22 protein-coding genes and 2 pseudogenes are annotated in these 25,783 nt (G+C 56.2%); 12 read left to right on the top strand and 12 right to left on the bottom strand.

The genetic code is table 11. The features are described 5' to 3' along the window. Positions 1 to 100 precede the first annotated feature (100 nt). The gene (locus GOV85_RS07790; protein ID WP_171176700.1) at positions 101 to 1,795 is read left to right on the top strand and encodes a thiamine pyrophosphate-binding protein; all 1,695 of its coding nucleotides are present in this window, start codon (positions 101 to 103) and stop codon (positions 1,793 to 1,795) included. On the opposite strand, the gene GOV85_RS07785 is transcribed toward GOV85_RS07790, so the two are convergent. Beyond that, entirely contained in the window at positions 1,756 to 2,676 is a 921-nt protein-coding gene (locus tag GOV85_RS07785; RefSeq protein ID WP_171176697.1) for a LysR family transcriptional regulator, read from the bottom strand. The genes GOV85_RS07790 and GOV85_RS07785 overlap by 40 nt on opposite strands. Positions 2,677 to 2,773: 97 nt before the next feature. Here GOV85_RS07785 and GOV85_RS07780 point away from each other — a divergent pair, with 97 nt between their 5' ends. The 6 genes from GOV85_RS07780 to GOV85_RS07755 all read left to right on the top strand — a co-directional run bounded on the left by GOV85_RS07780 (position 2,774) and on the right by GOV85_RS07755 (position 9,042). Then, positions 2,774 to 3,907 carry an enolase C-terminal domain-like protein gene (locus GOV85_RS07780; protein ID WP_171176695.1) on the top strand — a complete coding sequence of 378 codons (1,134 nt, stop codon included), beginning with the start codon at positions 2,774 to 2,776 and terminating at the stop codon, positions 3,905 to 3,907. Continuing rightward, positions 3,904 to 5,154 (top strand): FAD-binding oxidoreductase, encoded by a 1,251-nt coding sequence (locus tag GOV85_RS07775; protein WP_171176693.1) that lies wholly within the window; start codon positions 3,904 to 3,906, stop codon positions 5,152 to 5,154. Before GOV85_RS07780 ends, GOV85_RS07775 begins: the two co-directional genes overlap by 4 nt. A 52-nt stretch (positions 5,155 to 5,206) precedes the next feature. Beyond that, complete coding sequence (locus GOV85_RS07770; RefSeq protein ID WP_171095086.1) at positions 5,207 to 6,184, top strand: TRAP transporter substrate-binding protein; 978 nt, start codon at positions 5,207 to 5,209, stop codon at positions 6,182 to 6,184. Positions 6,185 to 6,254: 70 nt separating this feature from the next. Next, complete coding sequence (locus tag GOV85_RS07765; RefSeq protein ID WP_171176690.1) at positions 6,255 to 6,788, top strand: TRAP transporter small permease; 534 nt, start codon at positions 6,255 to 6,257, stop codon at positions 6,786 to 6,788. A gap of 3 nt (positions 6,789 to 6,791) precedes the next feature. Continuing rightward, the gene (locus tag GOV85_RS07760) at positions 6,792 to 8,105 is read left to right on the top strand and encodes a TRAP transporter large permease (protein ID WP_171176688.1); all 1,314 of its coding nucleotides are present in this window, start codon (positions 6,792 to 6,794) and stop codon (positions 8,103 to 8,105) included. 7 nt (positions 8,106 to 8,112) lie between these two features. Then, entirely contained in the window at positions 8,113 to 9,042 is a 930-nt protein-coding gene (locus GOV85_RS07755; protein ID WP_171176686.1) for a hypothetical protein, read from the top strand. A 261-nt stretch (positions 9,043 to 9,303) separates the two neighbouring features. On the opposite strand, the gene GOV85_RS21565 is transcribed toward GOV85_RS07755, so the two are convergent. The 3 genes from GOV85_RS21565 to GOV85_RS21555 form a co-directional block, all read right to left on the bottom strand. Beyond that, positions 9,304 to 9,846: a thiamine pyrophosphate-dependent enzyme gene (locus GOV85_RS21565; RefSeq protein WP_254442968.1), complete on the bottom strand. Its 543-nt coding sequence runs from the start codon at positions 9,844 to 9,846 to the stop codon at positions 9,304 to 9,306. A 140-nt stretch (positions 9,847 to 9,986) separates the two neighbouring features. Then, positions 9,987 to 10,160, bottom strand: coding sequence for a hypothetical protein (locus GOV85_RS21560; RefSeq protein ID WP_254442967.1), 174 nt, complete (start codon positions 10,158 to 10,160; stop codon positions 9,987 to 9,989). A 73-nt stretch (positions 10,161 to 10,233) separates the two neighbouring features. Beyond that, the gene (locus GOV85_RS21555; protein WP_254442966.1) at positions 10,234 to 10,386 is read right to left on the bottom strand and encodes a thiamine pyrophosphate-binding protein; all 153 of its coding nucleotides are present in this window, start codon (positions 10,384 to 10,386) and stop codon (positions 10,234 to 10,236) included. A 40-nt stretch (positions 10,387 to 10,426) separates the two neighbouring features. Between GOV85_RS21555 and GOV85_RS21550 the strand changes: the two are divergent. The 3 genes and pseudogenes from GOV85_RS21550 to GOV85_RS07740 all read left to right on the top strand — a co-directional run. Continuing rightward, positions 10,427 to 10,709: pseudogene (locus tag GOV85_RS21550) on the top strand (IS6 family transposase); the annotation flags it as partial. Positions 10,710 to 10,774: 65 nt separating this feature from the next. Beyond that, on the top strand, positions 10,775 to 10,996 hold the full coding sequence (locus GOV85_RS07745; RefSeq protein WP_171176684.1) for a hypothetical protein: 222 nt from the start codon (positions 10,775 to 10,777) through the stop codon (positions 10,994 to 10,996). Continuing rightward, positions 10,972 to 11,535, top strand: coding sequence for a hypothetical protein (locus GOV85_RS07740; RefSeq protein WP_171176682.1), 564 nt, complete (start codon positions 10,972 to 10,974; stop codon positions 11,533 to 11,535). The genes GOV85_RS07745 and GOV85_RS07740 overlap by 25 nt, the downstream gene beginning before the upstream one ends. 517 nt (positions 11,536 to 12,052) lie before the next feature. On the opposite strand, the pseudogene GOV85_RS07735 reads toward GOV85_RS07740, so the two are convergent. The 4 genes and pseudogenes from GOV85_RS07735 to GOV85_RS07720 all read right to left on the bottom strand — a co-directional run bounded on the left by GOV85_RS07735 (position 12,053) and on the right by GOV85_RS07720 (position 16,633). Then, positions 12,053 to 12,839, bottom strand: a pseudogene (locus GOV85_RS07735) (IS5 family transposase). A gap of 85 nt (positions 12,840 to 12,924) precedes the next feature. After that, entirely contained in the window at positions 12,925 to 15,342 is a 2,418-nt protein-coding gene (locus GOV85_RS07730; RefSeq protein WP_171176680.1) for an FAD-dependent oxidoreductase, read from the bottom strand. Positions 15,343 to 15,370: 28 nt separating this feature from the next. Beyond that, on the bottom strand, positions 15,371 to 15,556 hold the full coding sequence (locus tag GOV85_RS07725; RefSeq protein WP_174835214.1) for a hypothetical protein: 186 nt from the start codon (positions 15,554 to 15,556) through the stop codon (positions 15,371 to 15,373). A gap of 180 nt (positions 15,557 to 15,736) precedes the next feature. Further along, complete coding sequence (locus GOV85_RS07720) at positions 15,737 to 16,633, bottom strand: LysR substrate-binding domain-containing protein (RefSeq protein WP_171176678.1); 897 nt, start codon at positions 16,631 to 16,633, stop codon at positions 15,737 to 15,739. A gap of 222 nt (positions 16,634 to 16,855) precedes the next feature. Here GOV85_RS07720 and GOV85_RS07715 point away from each other — a divergent pair, with 222 nt between their 5' ends. Together GOV85_RS07715 and GOV85_RS07710 are read left to right on the top strand one after the other, a co-directional pair. Then, positions 16,856 to 18,208: an MmgE/PrpD family protein gene (locus tag GOV85_RS07715; RefSeq protein ID WP_171176675.1), complete on the top strand. Its 1,353-nt coding sequence runs from the start codon at positions 16,856 to 16,858 to the stop codon at positions 18,206 to 18,208. 238 nt (positions 18,209 to 18,446) lie between these two features. After that, positions 18,447 to 19,994, top strand: a complete 1,548-nt coding sequence (locus GOV85_RS07710; RefSeq protein WP_171176673.1) for a trimethylamine methyltransferase family protein — start codon at positions 18,447 to 18,449, stop codon at positions 19,992 to 19,994. A 32-nt stretch (positions 19,995 to 20,026) separates the two neighbouring features. Here GOV85_RS07710 and GOV85_RS07705 read toward each other — a convergent pair whose 3' ends face one another. Genes GOV85_RS07705 through GOV85_RS07690 form a run of 4 tightly spaced genes read right to left on the bottom strand, consistent with a single transcriptional unit; the run spans position 20,027 to position 25,585 of the window. Continuing rightward, positions 20,027 to 20,767, bottom strand: coding sequence for an Asp/Glu racemase (locus GOV85_RS07705; RefSeq protein ID WP_254442965.1), 741 nt, complete (start codon positions 20,765 to 20,767; stop codon positions 20,027 to 20,029). After that, positions 20,764 to 21,831 carry a histidinol-phosphate transaminase gene (locus GOV85_RS07700; protein WP_171176671.1) on the bottom strand — a complete coding sequence of 356 codons (1,068 nt, stop codon included), beginning with the start codon at positions 21,829 to 21,831 and terminating at the stop codon, positions 20,764 to 20,766. The genes GOV85_RS07705 and GOV85_RS07700 overlap by 4 nt, the downstream gene beginning before the upstream one ends. Next, entirely contained in the window at positions 21,828 to 23,492 is a 1,665-nt protein-coding gene (locus tag GOV85_RS07695) for a hydantoinase B/oxoprolinase family protein (protein WP_171176668.1), read from the bottom strand. The genes GOV85_RS07700 and GOV85_RS07695 overlap by 4 nt, the downstream gene beginning before the upstream one ends. Continuing rightward, positions 23,489 to 25,585, bottom strand: coding sequence for a hydantoinase/oxoprolinase family protein (locus GOV85_RS07690; RefSeq protein WP_171176666.1), 2,097 nt, complete (start codon positions 25,583 to 25,585; stop codon positions 23,489 to 23,491). The genes GOV85_RS07695 and GOV85_RS07690 overlap by 4 nt, the downstream gene beginning before the upstream one ends. Positions 25,586 to 25,783: the final 198 nt, after the last annotated feature.

Here is a 25,783-nt window from a genome sequence, read left to right as displayed (position 1 = left end):
TCCTCTTGTTTGCCACAGGTGCCATAGGCAGCGCTTGAAATCAATATACAAACTTGTATACAGATCTGCGTACAGCGTGGAATCGAGAGGCTCGTAGATCATGACAGGGACGAATTATCTGACCGGGGCAGAGGCTATGGTGCTTATGCTCGAGGCGCACGGCGTGAAGCACATGTTCGGCCTGTGCGGCGATACCACCTTGCCGTTCTATGACGCTCTGGCGCGCATGGATCACGGTATTCAGCACATTCTGACACGGGATGAACGGCACGCAGCCTATATGGCGGATGGTTACGCGCGTGTGACAGGAAAGCCCGGTGTCTGCGAAGGTCCCTCGGGCGGAGGTGCAACTTACATCCTGCCCGGCGTTGTCGAAGCCAATGAAAGTTCCGTTCCGATACTGGCAATCACCTCGGACGTCGCGACAAGCAGCCGGGGCAAATACCCATTGACCGAACTGGATCAGCCTGCACTGTTCAAGCCCCTAGCCAAGTGGAATACCTCGCTGGACGACGCCGCGCGGCTTCCGGCCATGGTGCGGGCGGCATTTCGAGCAATGACGACTGGCACGCCAGGTGCCACGCATCTGGCTTTGCCCTTCGACACGCAAAAAGCACAAGTGGACGAGGCCGAAATCTGGGCGGATGATAGGCATCGCAGCTATCCTGCCGAACGCGCTTCTCCGGACATGGAGGCGATAGAGGCGGCGGCGGATATTCTCGCACGGGCCAAATCCGCTGTTGCGGTCTGCGGCGGCGGGCCAGTTCTGTCAGGCGCAACCGAAGCATTGCGACAGGTCGCAAATTTGTTGGACATGCCCGTTGCCACAACCGTTTCCGGCCAGGGTTCCATCGCCGAAACCGACCTGCTGGCTTTGGGCGTTGTCGGGTCTAACGGAGGTGTGCCCGCGACACGTGCTGTCGTGGATCAGGCGGATGTTGTCCTGTTCATTGGCTGCCGCGCCGGCTCGGTCACAACCGAAAGGTGGAGAAGCCCAGGGCGTGATGCCACGATCATTCACATCGACAGCGATCCCATGGTGATTGGTGCAAACTACCAGACAGAAGTGGCTATTTGCGCTGATGCCCGACTGGCGCTCGAGGCTCTGGCCCGCGCATTAGAAGATCGGCAAGACCTAAATGCACAAGGCGGGGCGGATAAAGCCCGCGCCGCGTGGGATGCCAAGCTGGCTGCTTTCGCGCCACTGGCCGCAAGTCGTGAAATGCCGATCCGTCCCGAAGCTGTCATGGCTGCGTTGATGGATATTCTGGATGACGACGCAATTGTTGTGGCTGACCCCGGCACCCCATGCCCCTATTTCAGCGCGCATTACCGGTGGCGGACATCGGGACGGCAGTTCATCACCAACCGAGCCCATGGCGCTTTGGGCTATTCATTAGGTGCAGCAATGGGGGCACATGTCGGGCGTCCGTCGGTAAAGACCCTGGCCGTTATGGGCGATGGCTCGTTCGGCTTCACATGTGGGGAGTTCGAAACGATGGTACGGCACAAAATGCCCATCACATCGATTGTCTTCTCAAACGCGGTCTTCGGCTGGATCAAAGCGGGTCAGGATGCGGGCTTTGGTCAAAGATTCTACAACGTTGACTTCAACCGCACAGATCATGCCGCAGTCGCGTCAGCCTTTGGCGTGAAATCATGGACGGTCAAAGACCCCGAAGACCTGCCTAAAATCCTGAAACAGGCTATTGCACATGACGGCCCCACGCTGGTCGACATCCATTCCCAACAGCTTCACGATGCGGCCGCCCCGGTCTCGGAATGGGTCGCGTAAGTGGCGATTGACGGGATCAGTTGGTCCAGAAACTCCTGAGCGATACTAGATAAAGGGCGACCTTTTGCTGTGATGATTGCAAGCTCCAGCATGACCGCTGGCTTGAAAGGGCGGGTCTGATATCCGCTCTCTTCATCAAAGGTAACGGTAAAGGGGTCGATCATCGCGACCCCCATGCCTTGCTTCACGAAGCTCAGCAGGTTTTCAGACAAGTGCGTGTGAATCTGTGTGCGCCATATGCGTCCAGCACGCTGAAAGATGTCTCGAGTTTTTCGGTGCGTCTGGTGTTCCGGCCCCATCACAATAAAAGGCTCATTCTCCAGTGTTTCCGGTGTCAGAACGTCATACGCCGCCAACGGGCTGTCTTGGGGAAAGGTCGCAAGCGTTTCAAATTCAAACACCTGATAATTCAACGTGTCGTGCAGGATCGGCATCTCGACAATGCCGATCTCAAACAAGCCAGACGTTACCCATTCCTGAATCTTCGACGAATATTGCGACTGAAAGCTAACGGACAGGTTCGGGCGGCTTTCGGCAAACCGCGCGATCTCACGCGGCATGAAACCGAAGGACAACAGATGCGGCGCGGCGACCTGTAACTGACCCGGATGCTTGTTCTGCAAATCTGTCACCGCCTGTGCAACGTGATCCAACCCGCGCACAACCGTGTCGACCTCGCGGTACAACAGCTCGGCTTCGGGCGTGGGCAACAGACGCCCCTTGTTGCGTTCGAACAGAGGTAATCGCGCCTCGCGCTCCAATTGCGCCAAAAGGTTGCTGATGCCGGGTTGCGAGATGCCCAGAACCGATGCCGCTCCCGTTACGGTTCCGGTTTCCATGATGGCGTGAAAGGCTTGAAGCTGACGAAAGCGCAATGACATAGGTATAGTATCATTTTTCCTGATGAACTGTCGAAGATATAGTATTTGAAATGATATGCCGGTCAAGGCAGGCTTCCGCACATCTATAGAGGGCCGAATGAGCGATCTGTCACAAAAAATCACAGGCTATGACCTATGGCACCTCAAGCTGCCAGTGACCTCGCGGCGGGATCACGGCATTGGATCCGTCGAAGGCGTTTGTGAAATTGTTATCCTACGGCTGACATCCGAGGACAGCTCGCAAGGGTTTGGCGAAGCATCGCCCTGGTCAGTTTTTACCGGCACGCCAGAGGCAACCTTTGCTGCGCTCGATCGGTATCTGCGCCCACTTGTTTTGGGCGCAAAAGTCAGCGACAGATCCGCGATCATGGCGCGTGCCGCTTATGCAGTGGCACATTGCACCGAGGCCAAAGCCGCACTGGAAACCGCGCTGCTGGATCTTTCAGGCCGGATCAGCAACGTGCCCGTTTGGTCTTTGTTGGGCGGCAAATGTCGGGGCGCAATCCCCCTGAGTTGTTCCATCGCCAACCCTGATTTCTCGCAAGACATCGACCTGTTGGCACGGTTGCAGGACGATGATGTCCGTATCGTGAAACTCAAGACCGGGTTCAAGGATCACGCCTTTGACATCATGCGGCTGGAATACCTGGCCCAGAACTGCCCCGAGTTTTCGGTGCGCGTGGATTATAACCAAGGGCTTAATATCGAGGATGCACCGGCACAGGTCCGCGACGTCGCCCGGTTCGAACCCGATTTCATCGAACAGCCCGTGCGCGCTCATCACTTCGGCATGATGGCCAAGCTGCGCCAAATGACAGATGTGCCATTGCTGGCAGACGAGAGTGTGTTTGGCCCCGAAGACATGGAGCGTGCAGCCCGCGAAGGGATTTGCGACGGTGTTTCCGTCAAAATCATGAAATCCGGCGGCCTGACACGCGGTCAGACTGTTGCGCGTATTGCGGCTGCCCACGGCCTGACAGCCTATGGCGGCGACATGTTCGAGGCTGGCCTGGCCCATTTGGCCGGCACGCACATGATTGCCGCGACACCAGAAATCACTTTGGGCTGTGAGTTCTATCAGGCGTCATATTTCCTGAAAGAGGACATATTGGAAGAACCGTTCCAGATCAGGAACGGGCAAGTCTGCGTGCCGGATGGCCCTGGGCTTGGCGGCAAACCCGACTTGGAAAAACTGAACCACTACGCAGTGTCAAAGGCGGTGGCGGCGTGAACGAGAAGAAAACCATAGCCATCATCGGGGCTGGAATTGTGGGCGTATCCGCGGCTGTCTGGCTACAGCGCGACGGTCACGACGTGATTTTGATCGACAAGGCCGGACCGGGCGAAGGAACCTCACACGGCAATGGCGGCGTGCTTGCGTCATGCTCTATCGTACCTGTGACGGTTCCGGGACTACTCGGCAAAGCACCAAAGATGCTTTTAAGCCCCTCTCAGCCGCTGTTCCTGAAATGGGGGTACCTACCAAAGCTGTTGCCATGGCTCAGACAATACTTAAGCCACGCAAACGCCGTAGATGTGGAACGGATTGCTGCGGCCTTGACGCCCATCGTGGGCGACAGCCTGAACGACCACAAGGCGCTGGCCGCCGGAACTGGCGCTGAGAAATGGATCGTCCCAAGCGACTATCTGTTCCTCTATGAAAACCGCGCCCATTTCGAAGGTGATGCCTTTGGTTGGGGCATTCGGCGCAAGCATGGCTTTGCTTGGAAAGAGTTGGAAGGCAAGGCATTCCACGATTACGATCCAGTATTCAGTCAGGATATCGGGTTTGCGGCCAAGCTGTCAGACCATGGTCACATCACCGATCCGGGGCGATATGTCAAAGACCTAGCTGCACATGTTGAGGCGCAAGGAGGTCGGATCATCCAAGCCACTGTCGAAGACGTCACGCGCGAAGGCGGAAGCGTCACAGGCGTTCGTGCAGGTGGCGAAACCATTGCATGCGACACAGCCATCGTGACGGCAGGTGTCTGGTCGGGACCTCTAGCGAAGCGATTGGGTGTATCTGTCCCACTTGAAAGCGAACGCGGGTATCATCTTGAATTGGTGGAACCTTCTGACATGCCACGCAGCCCGGTCATGGTCGCATCAGGTAAGTTTGTTGCAACACCCATGGATGGGCGCTTACGCTTGGCAGGCATTGTAGAGTTCGGAGGGCTGGATGCACCGCCCTCTCGCGCGCCGTTTGAATTGATGCGCAAGAATGCCCGGGCGGCTTTTCCGGGCATAACATGGAAGGAGGAAGTGGAATGGATGGGGCACAGGCCCGCCCCGGCTGACTCGATCCCGATCATTGGCGACGTACCCGGCATCAAGGGGGCCTATATGGGCTTTGGGCACCATCACATCGGCCTGACAGGCGGGCCAAAAACCGGACGCCTTCTGGCCCAAATGATCGCGGGCAGAACCCCAAACGCGGATGTCAGCGTCTACGCGCCGTCACGCTACACAACATAAGAACAAGCTGATGAGAAACATCGGCGTTTCAAAATCCAATAGGGAGAAAACGATGAAAAAACTGACAAACCTTCTGGCAGCGACAGCTCTGACTGCAGCTGCAGCCGCACCGGCCATGGCAGAAAAATGGGACATGCCGATGGCTTATTCGGCGTCGAACTTCCACTCGGCCACAGGCGCGGAATTCGCCAAATGCGTGACCACCGGTACAGGTGGTGAGATCGAGATTGTGACGCACCCGTCCGGCTCGCTTTTCAAAGGTGCCGACATCAAACGCGCGATCCAGACCGGGCAGGCCCCGATAGGTGAGCGTCTATTGTCTGGCCACCAAAATGAAAATGCCCTGTTCGGGTTTGACTCAATCCCATTCCTCGCGACCTCTTTCGACGACAGCGCCAAGCTTTGGGAGGCCGCCAAGCCATCTATAGAAAAAGTATTAGCTGAACAGAACCTAACACTGCTTTACGCTGTGCCGTGGCCGCCTCAGGGCTTGTATTTCAAGAACGAGGTAAACTCGGTCGCTGACATGAAAGGCATCAAGTTCCGCTCATACAACAATGCGACCTCGCGACTGGCCGAGCTGACGGGGATGCTGCCGGTGACAATTGAAGCCGCGGAAATCAGTCAGGCCTTTGCGACGGGTGTGGCGGATTCGATGGTGTCATCGGGATCGACCGGATATGACCGCAAGGTTTGGGAAAGCCTGAACTATTTCTACGAAGTCGATGCCTGGTTGCCGCGCAACTATGTGATGGTCAATTCTGATGTCTGGTCTGGTGTATCTGATGCCAACAAGAACGTCATCAAGGGCTGTGCTGAACTGGCAGAATACGCGGGCAATTGGCGCGCCAAGGAATACACCGGATTCACCCTGCAGGGTTTGCGGGATGGCGGGATGACCGTTGGCCCGGCTTCTGAACAGATGACGAATGAGCTGAAAGAGATCGGCGTGACCATGACCAATGAATGGCTGGAAGCTGCCGGTGACGAAGGCAAAGCAATCGTCGACGCGTTCAACGCGTCACAGTAACCTTTTCGATTTGGGCGGCGGGTCATCCAGCCGCCCTTTTCGCATCCAATCAAAACACAGCGGGGACAGCATGGCGGTTTTGCGAGGGCTTCGGTCCGTACTGGACTTTATATATCTTGCGGCTGGGGTGCTTGCGGCTCTCAGCCTCATTGCGATCCTGCTTTTGATCGTCGTGCAGATGCTGGCCCGCTGGACCGGTGAGGTCTTTCCCGGAGCGCCCGACTATGCTGGCTATGCCATGGCCGCCGCTTCCTTTCTGGCCTTTGCCAATGCGCTGAACAGGGGCAGCCACATTCGCGTGTCAATCCTGTTGAACGCTGTGCCGGATGGTGTCCGCCGCATATTGGAAGTCTGGTGTTTTGCAATCGCCACTGCCGTCATGTGGTATTTCTGCTGGTACGCTTATCGCTTTGTCTACTGGAGCTGGAAATTCAACGATGTCAGTCAGGGGCAGGACCGAACTGCCCTTTGGATCCCACAATCCGCGATGCTGCTAGGCGCGGTCATTCTGGCCATTGCTCTGACTGATCATTTGATCCACGTGCTTTTCAAGGGCGAACACCGCATCGTCCGCGATCTGGCCGATCAGAGTCACGGAGAGTAAATCATGGAAAACCTCTCTGTCATCATTCTCTTTCTTTTTGTTCTCTTCACCTTGCTGGGCACCGGTGTTTGGGTCGGCTTGGCTTTGATGGGCGTTGCCTGGGTCGGAATGGAGCTCTTCACCACCCGTCCCGTCGGGGATGTAATGATCACCACAATCTGGTCGGCGTCGTCTTCTTGGACCCTAACCGCACTGCCCATGTTCATCTGGATGGGCGAGATTCTGTACCGAACGCGATTATCGGAAGACATGTTCAAGGGCCTGTCCCCGTGGATGGCCCCTTTGCCCGGCGGATTGGTGCACACCAATATCGTGGGTTGTACGGTTTTTGCAGCTGTCTCGGGCTCTTCAGCAGCCACGCTGACAACTGTTGGAAAGATGTCGATCCCCGAACTGCGCAAGCGCAACTATCCCGAGCGGATGATCATCGGGACATTGACCGGGGCCGCCACACTTGGGCTGATGATCCCGCCCTCGCTGACCCTGATCGTCTACGGTGTGACGATCAATGAATCCATCACCAAGCTGTTCTTTGCAGGGATTCTTCCCGGTCTGGTACTGGCTGGGATGTTCATGGGCTACGTGGCGATCTATTCCAAACTCGGCAAAGACTGGAGCCCCAATTCCGAAGCCAAACTGAGTTTCTCAGAAAAGATCAAGAACTCTCGTTTCCTGCTGCCTGTAATCCTTTTGATCATGGTCGTGATTGGGTCGATGTATCTTGGATATGCCACCGCAACCGAGGCCGCGGCCTTTGGGGTCATCGGCGGGCTGCTGTTGGCAGCGGGACAAGGGTCGCTGACCTGGAAGACCTTTACCGATAGCCTGATGGGCGCCACGCGTACCAGTGCGATGATTGCCCTCATTCTTGCGGGCGCTGCGTTCCTTTCGCTGTCCATGGGCTTTACCGGCCTGCCGCGTGGTCTGGCCGATCTGATCGCCGGTTGGGAACTGACCCGGTTCGAATTGCTCATGGTGCTGCTGGTCTTCTACATCATTCTGGGCTGTTTTCTAGATGGTATCTCTTCGGTCGTGCTGACCATGGCCGTGGTCGAACCCATGATCCGCGATGCGGGTATCGACCTGATCTGGTTCGGCATCTTCATCGTCGTTGTCGTCGAGATGGCACAGATCACGCCCCCGATCGGTTTCAACCTGTTCGTCATGCAAGGCATGACCAATCACGAGATGAGCTATATCGCGCGGGCCGCCATTCCGATGTTCCTGATCATGGTTCTGATGGTCTTCATCCTGATCTGGTTCCCCGACCTTGCAACTTGGTTGCCCGAAAACTTACGGCAGAGCCCGGGCGGATAGAGCTATTTTGAACACGCTCCACCTGGCGGCGCGTCGTGGCCCTTATGTTCTGATCTGTGGGTTGGCGGCAGGTCTACTGTTGCCAGCTCTGGCGGAACCGATGCGGGATTTGCTTCCGCCTTTGGTGGTGCTTTTGCTGTTCGTGACTGTGCTGAGGATGGATCCCAGCACCATTCTGGGATCACTGAGTGACTTGCACAAAGTTGCGCTTGCGGTTGTTGGGTTTCAGCTGGTGACGCCGATGATCATCGTTGCACTCGGATACGTGTGCGGATGGATCGGGACTCCCGTGCTTTTGTCGCTTCTGATCATGGCGGCAGCGCCGTCCATCTCGGGCAGTCCGAATATGTGCCTGATGATGGGCCACGCGCCAGAACATGCGATGCGACTGATGGTTGTCGGTACGGCCCTGTTACCTTTGACCGCCTTACCCATCTTTCTCGTAATGCCGCAGTTGGGCGACGTACAATCTGTCTTATGGGCTGGTGTGCGACTGTTGCTCACGATCTTATGCGCAACTGGCGCAGCTATATTTGTAAGGCGCACGGTTTTGCGCAACCCTTCACAATCCATGCTGATGAACCTTGAGGGGATGGGAACACTCACACTGGCCGTATTTGTCATCGGCCTGATGCCGTCGGTCAGCGCGACGGCGCTGGAGGACCCAGCTTTGGCTGCATTCTGGATCGCCTTTGCCTGTCTGGCCAACTTTGGCGCACAGATTGTCATGTTTCGCTTTACACAGGGCAAGCTACCTACTGCGCAGGCAACTGCGGTGTCATTGATTGCTGGCAACCGCAACATCGCGATCTTTTTTGTGGCTCTTCCAACAGAGGTCACTGCCCCGATAATGGCCTTCATCGGAGCCTATCAAATTCCGATGTACTTGACCCCAATGATTATGCGCCGCCTATACCAAAAGGACGCGCCATCGTGATCATTGATTGTGCGAGCCTCGTTTTCGGGCTGCGTTCCGCGAAACCCGTTTTTGGAAACCAGAACTTTCAGGTGAGGATCCCGACTGTTGGTTATTGTCACAAAAAGCACTTCGATCCGGCGGCAAAACGCAGTGGCGCGAACTGCCAGAGTTGTAAGTCGGGCACAGGATACTCCGCTTTCCCGAGCAGCTACCGCGCCTGATCCTCATCGCCAGCATGTGCAAGGATCAGCTATTTCGCGGTGATTTGAACAAATCTTTTCACAGTGTCATCAACGCACCGGGGTCGATTTTGGCTTGAATAACCGTTGTTTCATTTGATGCGATTGCTTGTTCCAGCGCAGGACCAACCCCGCCTGGCCCATCGACCCATATACCTTTCCCACCACACAACTCGGCAAACTTGTCGAAACGGGGCGAGCGAATTTCGGCTCCAAGCAGACGGCCTCCGTAAAATTCCTGCTGATAAGCTTTTTCAGCCCCCCAAGCTTCGTTATCCAGAACGATGATTGCGATCGGCAGATAGTGTTGAATGGCGGTCTGTATCTCGATCATCGTATAGCCGACAGCCCCATCGCCCATAATCGCCACGACAGGGCGATCCGGTGCGGCTGCCTTGGCTCCAATTGCAGCGGCAAGGCCAAAGCCGACAAGACCGAAATCCAAAGGTGTGATCAGTAGCATCGGTGCATAATGGGCCAGCCGGTCAGCGGCTTGCAGGCAAGTATTGCCCGTGTCCAGCGTTACGATTGCATCTTCGGGCAAGGTTGCGCGGATTTCGGCAAGGGCACGGCGCGGGTGCATGGCAGGCTGTCCAGCTCTGCCTCCGCTGCGCGCTCGGCAGCGAGGGTGGCCATATCAGACCGAAACGCTTCGCGCCACGGATCGCAATCGGGCCGCGTTGTGGCTTCGATCAGGTCTTCGGAGGTCAGGCAGGCATCCCCTTACGCTGCGATCTTGGCTGGGAAGTACCGCCCAACCACCGCGCTTTCGAGGTCCACATGGGCGATACGGGTATCAGCACCCACATACTCATTGAAATGAAAGGTTGAGTTGAATCCGAGCCCGGCACCCAACACCACCATAACATCCGCCTCGCGGGTTAATCGCACCGGCAATCACAACAATCGGTGAATCGGCCAAATGCGCCCCAGCCACCGCAGTCACGATGTTGATCACGCCGTGCCCGGCTTACTCCCCAAGAACCACACCGGGTTTACCCGTCATCCGCGCCCAGGCATCGGCCATATGCCCCGCAGCCCGTTCGTCGCGCGCTCCGACATAGGCGATTTCACCATCCTTATACATGGCGTCGTAAAGTTCGAGCGGCGATGTCAGAGGCATTCTGTTTGAGGCCGGTAGGGCGATTTCATAACCACCCGCCATGCCAAAACGCGATCTATTCAAGTACTTTAATAGCAGCAGGAAGTCATCCGTCTTTCGGTAATGATATGCGTTCGTTTCCCGCTTTCTTTGCGAAACGTCTAGGACCTGCTGCGGAAGCGCAGAATCGATGTAAGCCACGAAACGATCCGGTTCTGGTGGAATAGATTGGCCCGATGTTTGTCTCCGGAATACGGCATCCCTTAGCCGTAAGGCTGCGATGCGGGCGGCAATGTTGGTGGCACGTCGACGAAGTTTTCGTGAAGATCAATGGCGAACATCATACCTGCAACACGTTCTTTTAATCAGAGTAGTCCAACCTACACATGTGATTTTAGGAACATATCTCATGCAAGACATTTTTATTGACCGGAACGCCGAAAATGCAGGCCTCAAAGCAAACGAGAAAGCCAATATTGGCAATGACAAGGACGGCCTCAGGTCATCCGGTTATGGAACCAACCATCTAATCAAGGACAAGCTGAGCTTTTATAGCGAAGTTCTGAAATCGGACCGACCCAACTTGTCCGAAAAACCTGGCCGAGATTGGATTTTTTCGACTTTCAAATGAACCTCGCTGACAGGGTGTTGTCGGCAGACTGGCATATAGTATTGGGGCATGACGCAATAAAACCGGCAGATCGCTCGAAGATTCCAAACCCTGTAGAATTGCGGCGCGCCATTGCGTCAGCATTTAAGGGAAAAGCTCAAAGTCTCTGGATTGAATCTGAAATCTTACTAAAGTTTGCGGTTCTTAGCAGAGTGAATAAGCAATTTGGCCTGCTGCCGAATTGCTATGGGTCCGAGCCATCCCGCGTCGGTGTATTGGCCGAAAAGGAAAGTGACCAGACGATCTTGCTGCGAACCGTTTGGTCCGAAGTAGATACAGAAGACCCATCAACTGTGAGCCACGAAAGGTCAAACAAAGATATGGCCTATGACGAGTTCATAAACGTTTTTTCGCACCCGGCGGCCATCAGAATCGACATTTCCGAGAGCGTGACGTTTCCGACGTTTTGTGAGTTCAAGTCGAGATTTAGAAATGCTGATCCATCAGTCCCGAAGTATTTTTCACCGGATAGGCCTCGGAGCATTTCTTTGGCCATTTAGCTTCTTAAGCCGTGTAGTGACATAACCGAATATGCCTGGTGGACCTATTGTCTGGAGCAGATGGCTGAGGGGGAGCTTAGCCATGACGAGTTTGACGAGCTCTACGTCAAAGATATTATGAGAGTTGTCTTTCAAGACGCGCTATCGAAGACGACTCGGTTTTGTCCCTGACGTCGGAGGTGGCTGGGTTTGGTGGTCTAAGCCTTGTTTTGTCCACCCTTGGATGCTTCAAACCATAAGTCTTGATCCCCGTATCGGCACATACTCTGTGTTGGCAAGTGCAACCCAAATTCAGAGTGCGTCGCCGGCAGGCACATAATTCTGATGGGTTGCTATTAATAACTTTTTGCTCAGATTGGGATACAGCCAAGAGCACTCATTCCCGATCTTCGCGACGAATAACCGGTTCGAGCTAAGACCGGCCGATTCGAAGAATTAGATAGAATGCCTTTTGCAAAGTACTTTGCCGCAATCAGTGCCCGCTTTGATGGAGACGGTCACTTACTGGGCTCAGGATTCATAACCAGTAGATGACGGTTGCTGCGAGAGCGATTGCTGAGAGGGAGATCCTTGGGCGACGGTCATGGCTTGTCGCCGCGAGCCTCCAATCTTTGAGCCCACCGAAGGTGATCTCGATGCAGCTTCGCCGCCTGTATCTAGGCTTGTCGTAATTAACCGGTGTCACGCGCTGTTTTTGCCCGGTGATACACGCGCGTATCCCTTAGTCTTTCTAGGCGTCTCGGAACTAGTCGGCGTCATAGCCGCAATCCGCGAGCAGACAGTCAACTTTTTGAAAGCTGCAGAGCAACGCACGTACGCCGAGATAATCGCTTACCTGTCCAGTGGTGACAAAGAGGTTCAAAGGTCGTCCATTGCCGCCGCAAATAGCATGGAAATTGCTGCTCTTCGCTCTTCCGATTAGGTGTCCACCCCCTTTTTTACGTCCACACTGGACGCCGTGCGATGCGCCTTTAGATACTGGCTTCGATCATGACTGTCTTCTTTTCGCAGTACTCAGCTGCCAAGCCTGCCAAAATCCGCGCGAAGATACCTTTCTCTCTTCAACGCTTAAACCGGCTGCACAGCTTTTCCGGGGCTTTCGCGACCCTACTAGGGCCACAGTCCCCTTCAACTGTGTGGTGCGTATTCCTTGGGCGCATCTCGCCGGCGCAACCCATTGTGATTGAGTAAGATAGTCCCATCTAACACCCGCAAGTCATCAACCCGAGACTTGCGGTGCGTCTTCAGGAAAAAACGGAAGTGCTAGGCCATCTGCTCGTTAGTCAGCTAAAAAGGTCGCTCATGTCACGCTCCGTTTTGCGAGCCGTGAATAACGCCGCGCTGCGAAAATCAATGCATCCTGACCCTAGCACTGCGCGTGCTTCAGGACTAGTTGCGAAGCCTGCCACCATTGGGATCGAACGGGGCTTCGGCCAGTACCCGCCCGGTATGCGGTTTACCAATGACCTGAATGATCACCTCATCCCCGGGTTTCGTCACCTCGGGGTTGCGGAACCCAATAGCCAATGATTTCCCGACTGAATAGCCAAACGCCCCAGACGTGACCCGGCCCACTGGCCTACCGTCAGGTGTAAAGATCGGCTCACTACCGGTCGCGTCCGCGTCCTCGGCCACGTCCAGTTCGAAGACGGACAAAACCTCGCGCGGGGCATTGTCCTTGATCGCCAAATAGGCATCCTTGTGCAGGAAGTCCTTGTCCAGTTTGATCAACCCCGCCAATCCAACTTCTTGCGGCCAATATTCCTGAGAATACTCCCGCCCCCAGGACCCATAGCCCTTTTCGATACGCAATGATCCCAGAGCACGCCCACCGACCGGGCCACCACCGCAGTCATTGGCAGCTTCCAGCAACGCGGTGTAAAGTGCGACCTGATCAGCCTCGGCGCAGTGCAGTTCCCAGCCCAGATCGCCGGTAAAACTAACACGGATGGCCAGGCAATCTATTCCTGCAACCGTGATTTTCTGGGATCGCATGAAACGGAATGCTTCATTGGACAAGTCCGCATTGGTCAGACGCGCCAGTGTCTCGCGTGATTTCGGGCCTGCTATGTTGAACCCGGCGATACGATCAGTCGCGACCTCCAGTGTAGTTCCCTCGGGCATTTCGACCATTTGAAAGAAGCGTTGATGGTAACGTTCGGCCATTCCTGACCCGATCATCATGTATTCGTCTTCAGCTAGCTTGGTGATGGTAAAATCACCTGCCACGCCACCGCGAACCGAGATCAGAGGCGTCAGGCAACTGCGCCCAACTTCGGTTGGCACACGGTTGGCCACCAGACGGTCCAGCCAGTCATAAGCACCTGGCCCCTTGATCACGTAATTTGCAAAGTTCGAGATATCGATGATACCCACGCTGTTGCGCAGCATCTTTACCTCGCGCCCAACCGGATCGAACCAGTTTTGGCGGGTAAAGCCGATAGTCTCTTCAGTGTCGGGTTCGTCGGCAAACCATAGCGGGTGTTCCCAGCCGCAGTTCAGACCAAAGACGCAACCCATCTGCTTCTGCATCTCGTATGCGGGGCGCACGCGGGCCGGACGGCCGGCGCTGCGCTCTTCGTTGGGAAAGTGAATCTTGAAGCGATGGATGTAGGAATCCTGCACGCGCGCTTTGGTGAACTTCTTATCGGCCCAGTCGCCAAAACGGGCTAAATCCCAAGCAAACATGTCATATTGCGGCTCGCCCTCGATCATCCATTGCGCCGCCAAAAGGCCCAAACCGCCGGACTGCGAAAAACCGGGGATCAGACCGCCAATCAGGAAATAGTTCTTCAGCTCGGGCACCGGCCCCCACAACATGTTCGAGTCAGGCGACCAGATCATCGGCCCGTTGATGACTCGTTTTACACCGGCGGTTGCTGCGACCGGCACACGCTCTGTCGCGCGGATGACGTTTTCCATGATCCGGTCCAGATCGTCGGGAAACAGGTCATGCGCAAAGTCCAGAGGCGTGCCGTCTTCGGCCCAGAACTTCATGTCTCTTTCATAAGCACCAATCAGCAGCCCGTTGCCCTCCTGTCGGAAGTAATATTCGCCATCCCGGTCCGCGATCGAAGGCAAACGGCGGCCCAGATTGGCAACCTCATCAATGGCTTCGGTCACGAAATACTGGTGCTCGGTGGGTTGTAGCGGCAGGGTTAACCCCGCCAGTGCTGCCACTTCACGACCCCAAAGGCCCGCCGCGTTGACCACCCATTGCGTGTGAATGTCGCCTTTGGGCGTGTGCACGATCCAGCTGCCGTCCGCTTGTTGTTCGGTCCCCGTCACAGGGCAAAACCGTTCAATGGTAGCCCCCATGGCACGCGCTCCGGCGGCATAGGCATGGGGTACACCAGAAGGATCCACGTTGCCGCCATCGGGTTCATACATGATGCAGCGGATGTCATCGAACTGCGCCAGCGGATGCAGCTCTTTTGCTTTTTCACGGCTGACTTCGTGGAAGTTCAAACCGTAAAACCGCGCTTTCGCCTCTTGAAGGCGCAACTGCTGCTCGCGTTCTTCAGTTTGGGCCAGATATAGTGACCCGGGCTGGAACACACCGCAACTTTGACCGGTTTCCTTTTCCAGCTCTTTGTACAGGTTCATCGTGTAATGCTGGATACGGGTGATGTTGTTGTTGTCGTGCAGACCGTGAATGTTGGCCGCCGCATGCCAGGTTGAACCACTGGTCAATTCGTCCCGTTCCAGCAGGATGACATCGGTCCAACCAAGCTTGGCGAGGTGGTACAGAATCGAGGTGCCGGCAAGACCACCACCAATGATTACAGCTTGTGCGTGGGTTTTCATGAAAGGGTTTCCCTGGATGCGGCGCGGCTCAGGCGGCGAATTCTTTCCTGGCGGCCAGGAATTTGGCAACCTCGACTGTTGAGTTGTGTCGGCACATCGAAACCCGCACGCAGGAGACGTAGCCCGACGGAGTAAGAATATTTCCTGAAAAATGATCTTTCCTGCGCAAACGGATGCGGATTTGATCTGGCCGGTCTTCGGATATCTGGCTCATGACAGATGGTGCTTTGTGTTGACTGCGCAGGGTATCGCACAGACCCTAAGACGGTTGTCCCCTCAAGACATGCAAAAAAAACGGGCCCATTGTGGTCGAATTTTCTGCGCCAACCATAAGCCCCGGCTGGCATGGAAACGTGCAGGCGGCAAAGACAACACAGGCCCAAGAGTGAGCCAATCAATCCATCGGGCTCTCTGTTTCGGTTGCCACTTTCAATAACCAGTTCTGGAACAGTCGAACCGCAGGCGTGGCATTGACCTCTCGGAGATTGACATAATAAGCCCAAGGGCTTTCCAGATTCAGATCAAAGGGCTCAATCAGAAGCCCCCGCTCTACATAAGGTTGCGCCAACGACTTCGGGATCGCTACACACCCCAAGGATTTTGATGCAAGCTCAAGCGCTAGGTTCGAGACGTTGGTTCTTGGACCTTCATTCTGGCCAAGATTTTCAAGCCCGAACTCAGCGGCCACCTTGTCCCAATATGCCGAGCGACCCAGAATGTGGATCAGTTGCGCATCGTGTAATTGTTGGGGATCGTTCAATGGTTGATTGCCCACGGTATAGCCCGGAGAGCAGACCACCGTCAGCTTTTCCACCCATAATCGTTCCAGACCTTCAGACGCGTCATCTATGTGATTGATCGTAATCGAGATATCCGAAACATTTGGGTCCACATCCGTCCAGATGGTACCGTGTACAGTCACGGAAATATCCGGATGGCTTTCTGAAAATCCCTGAATGACGTTGGGCAGCCAATTTCCCGCCAGGCTAACAGGGCACGAGACGACCACGGTTTTGGTATGGGGCCGCAGCACAAGCGACTGGGTGGCAACGTCAATTTCCTGCAACGCGTGGCGCACTGAGGGCAAGTACGCTTTGCCAACATCCGTAAGGGACAGAGACCGGGGGTGGCGCACAAAGAGCGGGCGCTTCAGAAATTCTTCAAGCGACCGGACATGATTGCTGACGGCTGATTGCGTGCAGTTCAACTCTTCCGCAGCACTTGTAAAACTAAGATGGCGGGCAGCGGCCTCGAAAGAACGCAGAAACGACAGGTGCGGTAGATTCATCATATGCAAATGTCCCGGGCGATCCACCTGTCGAGTATGGCGTAACTGACCCGGCCTCTTGTTCTTTTGCGACACAAAGACTGTTACGTAAGCGACATGTTTGACTTTGGACCCACAAAAATTCCTGTACCATTGCCCAAAGATTGTTTTCGTGCCGCACAAGTGAATTGCGCCTACCATTCCCACTAAGACCGGTAACAGACTTCAATTGCAAGCAGGCGAACCGTGGCGGACCGATTTCAGAAAATTGCTCACTTTACCCTTGAAACACGCGCCGAGGATATACCGGATAGCACACTAAGGGCCGCGGCCCGGATGACGCTGGACACATTGGGTATCACAATCGGTTCCGGGCCCATGTCAGCCGGAGTAATTGCGCGCGAAACTGCGATGGCATTGTACGATGCGGGTGACACGGCGTACAGCGCGCGCATGATGTTTGATGGTCGTCGGGTCAGCGCTGCAGGTGCGGCTTATGCCGCTGCAACTCAGACAGACAATTTGGACGGCCATGACGGGTACAACCCAACAAAGGGCCATATTGGTGTCGTGGTCATTCCCGCACTGGCCGCAGTGGCGGAAACGATAGGAGATTTTACGGGACCCGAGGCGCTGGCAGCTATTACCGTCGGCTATGAGATCGCCGGACGGGCCGGGGTTTCGCTGCACAACACCGTCAGCGACTACCATACCTCGGGCGCGTGGAACGCCTTGGGCGTTGTGGCCGTCGCTGCACGTTTGCGTGGGCTGAGTGAGGACCAGATGCGGCAAGCCATGGGGATCGCAGAATATCACGGCCCCCGCAGCCAGATGATGCGCGAAATCGCCAATCCTACTATGTTGCATGACGGTTCTGGCTGGGGGGCATTGGTCGGGATCTCTTCGGCGGTATTAGCCGAAAAAGGCTTTACCGGCGCACCCGCCATCACCATCGAAGCGGACGATGTCGAGCCATATTGGACGGATCTGGGCCAGTTCTGGCAGATGGAGCATCAATATGTGAAGCCCTATCCGATCTGCCGATGGGCGCACGCCCCCATCGACGCCACCCGCGCCTTGATGCGGGATCATAGTCTGTCGCACAATGATATTGCGTCGATCCGGGTCAATACCTTCCATGAAAGCGCCTGCTTGTTTCAGGGGATGCCAGACGACACATCAAAAGCGCAGTATTCTCTGCCTTTTGCCGTCGCCACCATTGCCGCCTATGGGCGGATAGGCGTCGAACACATCACCGGGGCCGGGTTGTCGGACCCTCTCGTCGCGTCGATTGTGGATCGTGTTTCCGTTTGTGAAACCGAACGACACTCCAACCGTTTCCCGAAAAACCGAATGGCAGATGTATCCATCACACTAAAAGACGGGCGGATTCTTGAATCGGGCGATGTTCACGCCCGAGGGGGGCCTGAGTCGCCCATGGAGGATGCTGAAGTGGACGAAAAGTTCATGGACTTTGCTGCCCCCTCGCTGGGCAGCGCCCGCGCATCGACCATCCGCGATGCCGTGTGGGGGCTGTGCCAGCCGGGGTCCAAGTTCTCGCACCTTGCCGAGCTGCTCTATGATGCACCGAAAACATAGTCGAGGCTTTTGTATGCTGTTGATGGTGGAATGCGCACGACGTTTGGATGTTGATTTGTTGAACTTCGCCTTTGCGGTTTCGAGATTTAGCATCGCCGAACCGAAAGCCCGTCAAGTGGTCTAGGAATTGAAGAAAGAGACTGCACTGTGAAATCTCCCATTTCCGTTTTGCATGCCGACAATCCCGTTGCTTCGAAGGCCCTGCTGGCTGCCCGTCACCCCGAACGAGGATCCTGACATGGCACGAGAAAGACGCAGCGCGCGGGGAGGCGGTCGACGCGGCAAAAGTGATCGCAGCAGCGCGGCAATTCAGCAGCTGCCCTGGCAGGCTGTAGTCAACACCTCGCCCAAGATGGAATTGCTGAGCGAAGATCAACTGGATCAGCTGCACGCCACTTCGATGCGTATCCTCTCTGAAGCAGGCATTCGTGTCATGGGTGAAAACGTCTTGGCCCTTTTTGAACAGGCCGGAGCGTTGGTAGACCGAGACACCAAAACCATTCGGATTGACGAAAGCATCGTTAACGAGGCGCTGAAAACCGTCCCGAAGACTTTTACCCTAACCGGACGCAACCCGGACAAGCGGATCACTTTGGGTGGGAACAACGTCAATTTTGGCCTCGTCGCCGGTCCGCCGAACGTACACGATTGCATCAACGGGCGACGTCCGGGCAACTATGAAGACTATTGCAACTTCATCAAGTTGGCCCATCACTTCAACGCAATACACCTGATCGGCAATCAAGTTACGGCTCCGCAGGAAATGCCGGCCAATAATCGACATCTGGACACCTACAACGCAAACCTCAGCTATTGCGACCTCAGTTTTCACGCCACAGCGATTGGCCGAGGGCGGGCGATAGATGGCATCAACATGATGGCCATCGCTCGGGGTATCTCTTTGGATCAGATGCGCGCCGACCCGGGACTGATCACCATCATTTCCGTGAACTCGCCCCGCCTGTTTGACGACGCGATGGGCGACGGCCTGATCGCAATGGCCGAGCACGGCCAGCCGGTGACGATCACACCCTTCACTTTGATGGGCGCGATGACCCCCGTCACCCTTCCCGCCGCTTTGGCCCAGCAGAATGCCGAGGCCCTGTTCGGGGTGACGCTAACCCAACTGGTCAATCCGGGAACCCCGGTGATGTATGGTGCGTTCACGTCGAACGTCGACATGCGCTCGGGTGCGCCTGCCTTTGGAACACCAGAAAACACCAAGGCCAATATGATCAGCGGTCAGCTGACCCGCCGTTATGGCATTCCCTATCGAACTTCGAACGCCAACGCCTCGAACGTGGTCGATTTGCAGGCGGTCTATGAGACGATGATGGCCACCTGGGGCGCGGTGTTAGGTGGGGCCAATCTGGTCTATCACGCAGCCGGTTGGCTCGAAGGTGGGCTGACGGCATCTTATGAGAAGCTCGTCATGGATGTGGAAATCCTGCAAAACATGATGGAGTATCTGAAGCCTCTGAAATTTGACGAAGGCGAACTCGCGCTGGACGCGATCAAAGATGTGCCCACTGGTGGCCATTTCTTTGGCACTGAGCACACGATGGAACGCTATGAAACAGCGTTTTATTCCCCCATGCTGTCAGACTGGCAAAATCATGGCGCGTGGGAAGCAGCGGGGTCCAAGACCGCGCTGACCCGGGCGACCGAAATCTGGCAGCAGGCTTTGCGCGAATACGAAGAACCGGTAATGGACCCGGCGATCCGCGAGGAGTTGGACGCTTATATTGCCAAGCGCAAAGAAGAAATCGGTTCCGACGAGCCTTAAAGAAAAGGCGGGGTTATCAGCCCGACCTTTGTTTACAACAGATCGAACAAGCGTCCCGGCACACTGCCTTGTCGGGGCAAGCACAAAGCCCGCATTAGCGCAAACATCATGGCCTGATTGGACGTCACCACAGGTTTGCCCAGCGTGGCTTCGATCCGGTCAACGGCCTCGACCGCGCGCATGTCGGTACAGCTGAGCACGATGGCTTCGGCTTCTGGATGATCGGCCTGACAGGCCAGATCGAACACTTCATCCGGGGTTAGTTCACCCTGCCCGTAATTCCCAAGTTCACGACCAATATCTGCGTATTTGACTGTTGTAATCTGGTTTTGCGCCAGAAAATCAACTGCCTGCGAGTTAATCTCGCCCAGATAGGGTGACGAGAACCCCACTTTGGTTACGCCCAAAGCCTTGATTGCATGGATCAATGATCCGGCAGCGGTAAAAGACAGTGCGCCGGACCCTGCCTTAATGTCCTGTGCCAATTGCTCATCAAATGACGGGCCGTGTGTCAGAGTGGCAGACGTGCAGCCATAGAGCACCACATCGGGTCGCACACCTGCTATCATCTTCAGATCATGGCTGATGTCCGAGGCTCCAAGACCCGCCATCTGATCCGAACCTGGGATCTCATCCACATCATATCCGCCCATGCGCTGAAAATGCACGGTCGTATCCGGGCAGCGCATCAGCATCATGTCTGCCTCAAGATTGGTGTTGGTGAACGGCACCAGTACACCGATCTTGGCCCGTGTTCGGGTCTCATGGATCATGACGTCACCTCTTTCAAAACGGTCAGGCACCGATCCATTACTGGTTCTTCACAGATGGTGGCGCGCAGACAATCGCCCAAACCATAGCCCCCCATCCCACGCATCAGTAACCCTTGGGCACGCAGTGCAGCATCTGCCTTTTGCGCCATCTTCACGTCCCCAAAACGGATCAGTACGAAATTCGTATGGCTCGGCGCAACCGCCAGCCCCAGAGCGCGACACCCATTGGCAAACTGATCCCGAATGGCAGCGGTTTTGGAAACCGTATTCAGCATATACGCCTGATCCCGCATCGCTGCGGTCGCCATAGCCTGCGAAGGGATCGAGACATTGTTCGGGTTCAACAGCTTCCGCACCTCACCGGCAATAGCGCCGGGGAACAGGCCCCAACCCACGCGCGCGCCCGCCAATCCGTAGGCCTTGGAAAAGGTTCGCATGACCACTGTGTCGCCGCGATCTACTAGCGCCAAGACTTCGTCCGGGTTTTGATCCTGATCGGCGAACTCGGCATAGGCCTGGTCGACCACCAACAACACGTCCGCCGGTAACGCGTTGCGCAGGCGCAGAATTTCGGCATTCGGGATCAGAGTCCCGGTGGGGTTGCCCGGGTTACAGACAAAAGCAATCCGCGTTTGAGGCGTGACAGCGGCCCATATGTCATCAACCGAAACGGTCAAATCCACCTCGCGCGCTTTCACGTAATCGGCCTGCACTTGCGCCGTTGCAGAAGCAACGTAAGCATAGCCATAATCCGTGCCCAGCACCCGATCGCCCGGCCCGGCGAATGCCCGGATCAGGCATCCGATCAACTCCATCGATCCCGCGCCGCACAGGATGTTCCCGGCCTCAACACCATGGGTTTCAGAAATTGCACTGCGCAGCTCGGGCCAGTCTGGGTCGGGGTAAAGTGGCATCTGCTCCAGAGCCGCTTGCCCCGCTGCGATTGCCGCAGGACTCGCCGGAAAGGCGCTTTCATTCTGAGCTAGCGATACCGTCTCGGGACCGCCCAGATCAGCAAGGGTGTAGGCCTCCATCTGATGAACATGGTCAACAGCACGGATCATGATGCGCCCCCATAGGCCTTTGCGCCTTGTTCTGTAACCAAACCGCGTTTGACATCCAATGCCAAGGCATCCGGGTCGCGTTCGGTCGGGTCGCCGAAACCCCCGCCACCCGGTGTGTCAAATATCAGATAATCATGGCCTTCAACCCGCAGTTCCCCCTTGCCCGGTATATCGCTTTTCCCATCTCGGAATCGGATGCGCCCCGGAGCACCAGGCTGTCCGCCCATTCGGCCCAATGCCGGGAATTTCAAACGCTCGACCGACAAGAACACGATGAACGGCGCGCTGTTGGACGAAGTCATCTCGATCCTCTGTCCAAGTCCGCCGCGATACTTGCCCGCTCCGCCTGAATCCGGCAGAAGCTCGCGCCGCCACATCACCACCGGCGCAACGCTTTCGGTGATCTCGACTTGCGAGCCGAACACCCCTGAAGGGTAGGCCGTCGCCGAAAGCCCGTCAGCGTGGGGTCGCGCGCCGGTACCACCATTGTGGACTGGTTCGATCGCAAATTCCCGCCCTCCATTGGCCGCCACTTCGGGCGCGTGGCGCATCGGCAGGTCGAACATACAAGAAGCACCTTCAGCCGGGACCTGATCCGGCAAGGCTTGATGCAAGCACCCCAGGACCAAATCCGGTGTCACCTGTCCCAGCGTATGGCGCATCGCAACCGGCACCGGGCGTTGCGCATTCAGGATGCAGCCCTTTGGTCCATCGACTGTGAAGGGCTCCAGCGAGCCAGCATTGTTCGGAGTGTCCGGGCCAACGATGCAGCGCAAGGCAAACACCGTGTAAGCCGTTGCATAGTTCAAAGGAACGTTGATACCTTTTTTCGAACAGCCCGATGTGCCGGTGAAATCCACGTGCATCCCGTCCTTGGTAACGGTCAGCGTGGCGTGCAACTCCAACTCATTCTCGTAGCCATCCATCCGCAGAACGTTCTTATAGACGCCTTCGGGCACCTCGGCGATGGCCTCCAGCGCGCCTTTACGCGAAGTGTCGATGATATAGCAGCCCAAAGTGTCCAGATCGTCGATCACGAACTCGTCCATCATTGCAACCAACCGGTTCACCCCGGCCTCACAACAAGCGATCAGGGCATAAATGTCGCCCTCGTTGGCAATGGGTTCGCGCGAGTTGGCACGGATGATGTCCATCAACAGCGCGTTGGGCGTGCCTTCTTCAACCAGTTTGCAGGGCGGGATCAACAGGCCCTCGTCATAGATGTCCGACCCCTCGGGGCCCATACCCAAACCGCCCAGATCCACCAGATGCGAGGTGCAGGAGGTAAAACCAACAACCTTGCCATCCTTGAACGCTGGCATCATCAGCAGGAAGTCGTTCAGGTGCCCCGAAGCCAGCCAGGGGTCATTGGTCATATAGATGTCGCCGGGTTTCATGTCCTGCACCGCAAATCGCTCGCGCAGGTGAAGAACGGCTTCGGCCATAGTGTTGATATGGCCAGGCGTACCGGTCACGGCCTGCGCCAGCATACGGCCATTGACGTCAAAGATACCGGCGGAAATGTCGCCACATTCGCGTACAATGGGCGAGAAGGCGGCACGGATCAGAGTCTGACCCTGTTCCTCGACCACCGCAAGCAGGCGGTTCCACATCACTTGCAAGCGGGCAGGAGAGAGTTTTGGGGAAAGCTCAGCGCTCATTTTGCGCCTCCTTTCTGATCCTGAATCAAGACAAGATTACCAATGGCGTCCAAATGGGCCGAGAAATCGGCAGAGACCAGCGTCGTCGTTTGCGGTTCATGAATCAGCGCTGGTCCCCGAACGCGGTCACCGGGTTTCAAATCAGCGCGGGCGACAAAAGCTGCGTCCTTCGCAGTTCCATCTACGTCGCACGTGACGGGTCGCGTTTCAGAGACTTTAAACACAGAAGGTTCAGGCGTTTCCGGAACTGGTGGAACGGAACGTTCCGGGGTGGCGACACGAACAGCCCAATTGAGAATCTCGATCTGCATACCCGGGACGGGGCGCGAGAATTGCTTGCGGTATTCTTCCTCAAACGCGGCGGTCAAAGGCGCGATATCCTCGGGCGACAGCGCGCGATCCGGTAATGAGATTTCGATCTCGTGCCCTTGTCCGTTGTAACGCATAAAGGCAGTGCGTAGGACTTCGGTCGGCGCATCACCTGCGCCTTGGGCGACAACCTCTTTTGCCTCGGCAATCATTGTGTCGAACAGAGCATTCACATCGTCCATATCCAAGCTGTCCAGCAAAGAATAGCGAGAGCGGACGATCTCAAACGACACAGACGCAAACAGGAAACCAACTGCGGATCCGACCCCCGGATTGGGTGGGATCACGATACGCGACACACCGGCAGATCGCGCAACCCGGCTGGCGTGCAGCGGCCCATTGCCACCAAAGGCAATCATCGTGCGCGGACCCAGATCTTTGCCACTTTCTACGGCATGCATTCGCCCCGCGCTGGCCATGCTCTCATCCACGATCCGACTGACCCCATCTGCGGACCCAATCGCATCCAGGTTCAACCTCTCACCAATCACGCTTTTCAGAGCCGCCTTTGAGCCCTTGGGGTCGAGCTTGATATGTCCCTCGGCAAATGTGTCCGGGACAATGTAGCCGAGTGTGATGTCGCTGTCGGTGACTGTCGGTTCTGTGCCACCGCGCATGAAGGCAACCGGCCCGGGTTCCGATCCGGCCGACTTCGGGCCAACGGTCAGGCGCCCCAGCCGATCGACGCCTGCAATCGAACCGCCGCCCGCACCGATTTCAATCATCTCGATCACCGGAATACGCACAGGCATACCCGAACCTTTGATGAACCGCGCGGCGCGCGCGATTTCAAAGGATCTGGAGGTCTGAGGGCGCGCCTTGTCGATCAGACAAAGCTTGGCTGTGGTACCGCCTACGTCAAACGACAACACCTGGTCCAGCCCGGAGCGCGCCGCAATCCTAGCAGCCAGAATGGCTCCACCCGCCGGCCCGGATTCAACCAGCCGGATGGGGAAGCGTGCCGCAGTTTCCACTGTGCACATCCCTCCGCCCGCAGTCATCATCAGGATCGGGCAATTCACACCCTGAGCTGCAAACTGCTTAATAAACCGGCTCAGGTATGACTCCATCAGCGGCTGAATATACGCGTTCGCGACTGTGGTGCAGAGCCTGTCGAATTCTCGCGCTTCGGGGCTGACGTCGGACGAAATCGAGATTGTAAGATCAGGACGATGCTCGGCCAGAATATCGCGCAAGCGTTGTTCATGCGTGGGGTTGGCGTAAGAGTGTATAAGGCAGATCGCCACCGCCTCTGCCCCGCTGGCGTCAAGTTCAGCCAGCAAGCGTTTTACTTGTGTCTCATCCAAAGCGACCAGGACCTCTCCTTCAGCCGACATACGTTCGCGGATTACAAAAGACCGTTCCCGCGGGACCAGAAGATCAGGTTTCTCCAAATTGATGTCGTACTGGGAATAGCGTCGCTCGTACCCGATATCGAGGATATCTCGGAACCCTTCGGTGCAAATCGTGGCCACAACCGCCCCACGCCGTTCAATCAGCGCGTTGGTCGCAAGTGTGGTTCCGTGGATAAACCCGGTGACCTCCATCAGTGACCGACCCGCCTGCGCCATGACGCGTTCAGCGCCTTCCATGGCACCTTCGGCGGGATTTTGATGCGTGGTCAGGGTTTTCGTTGACGCAAGTACCGTCTCATCCCCAGAGACCAGAACTGTGTCAGTAAAAGTGCCACCAATATCGATGGCCAGGCGTAACGCGGTTGTCATTTAGTATTCCGTTGTCGTCTGAAATCATGCCGTCAGTACGCCCCACAGGGCGATTACTGGCGCGGCGTTACCAGATCACACCCGGTCGCACGGCGATCCAGTCGATTAGGAATACAAAACCGAGTCATAGTGTTTTTTCTCGCATCATCGAGGAACATGCTAGCAAGTTTGCGACATGCGCGACCGCCAGCGACACAA

The organism is Ruegeria sp. HKCCA4633 (genome assembly GCF_013034605.1).
Taxonomy (GTDB): domain Bacteria; phylum Pseudomonadota; class Alphaproteobacteria; order Rhodobacterales; family Rhodobacteraceae; genus Ruegeria.
Note: the sequence above shows the minus strand (reverse complement) of the source record. Positions and strands in the feature narration are given on the sequence as shown.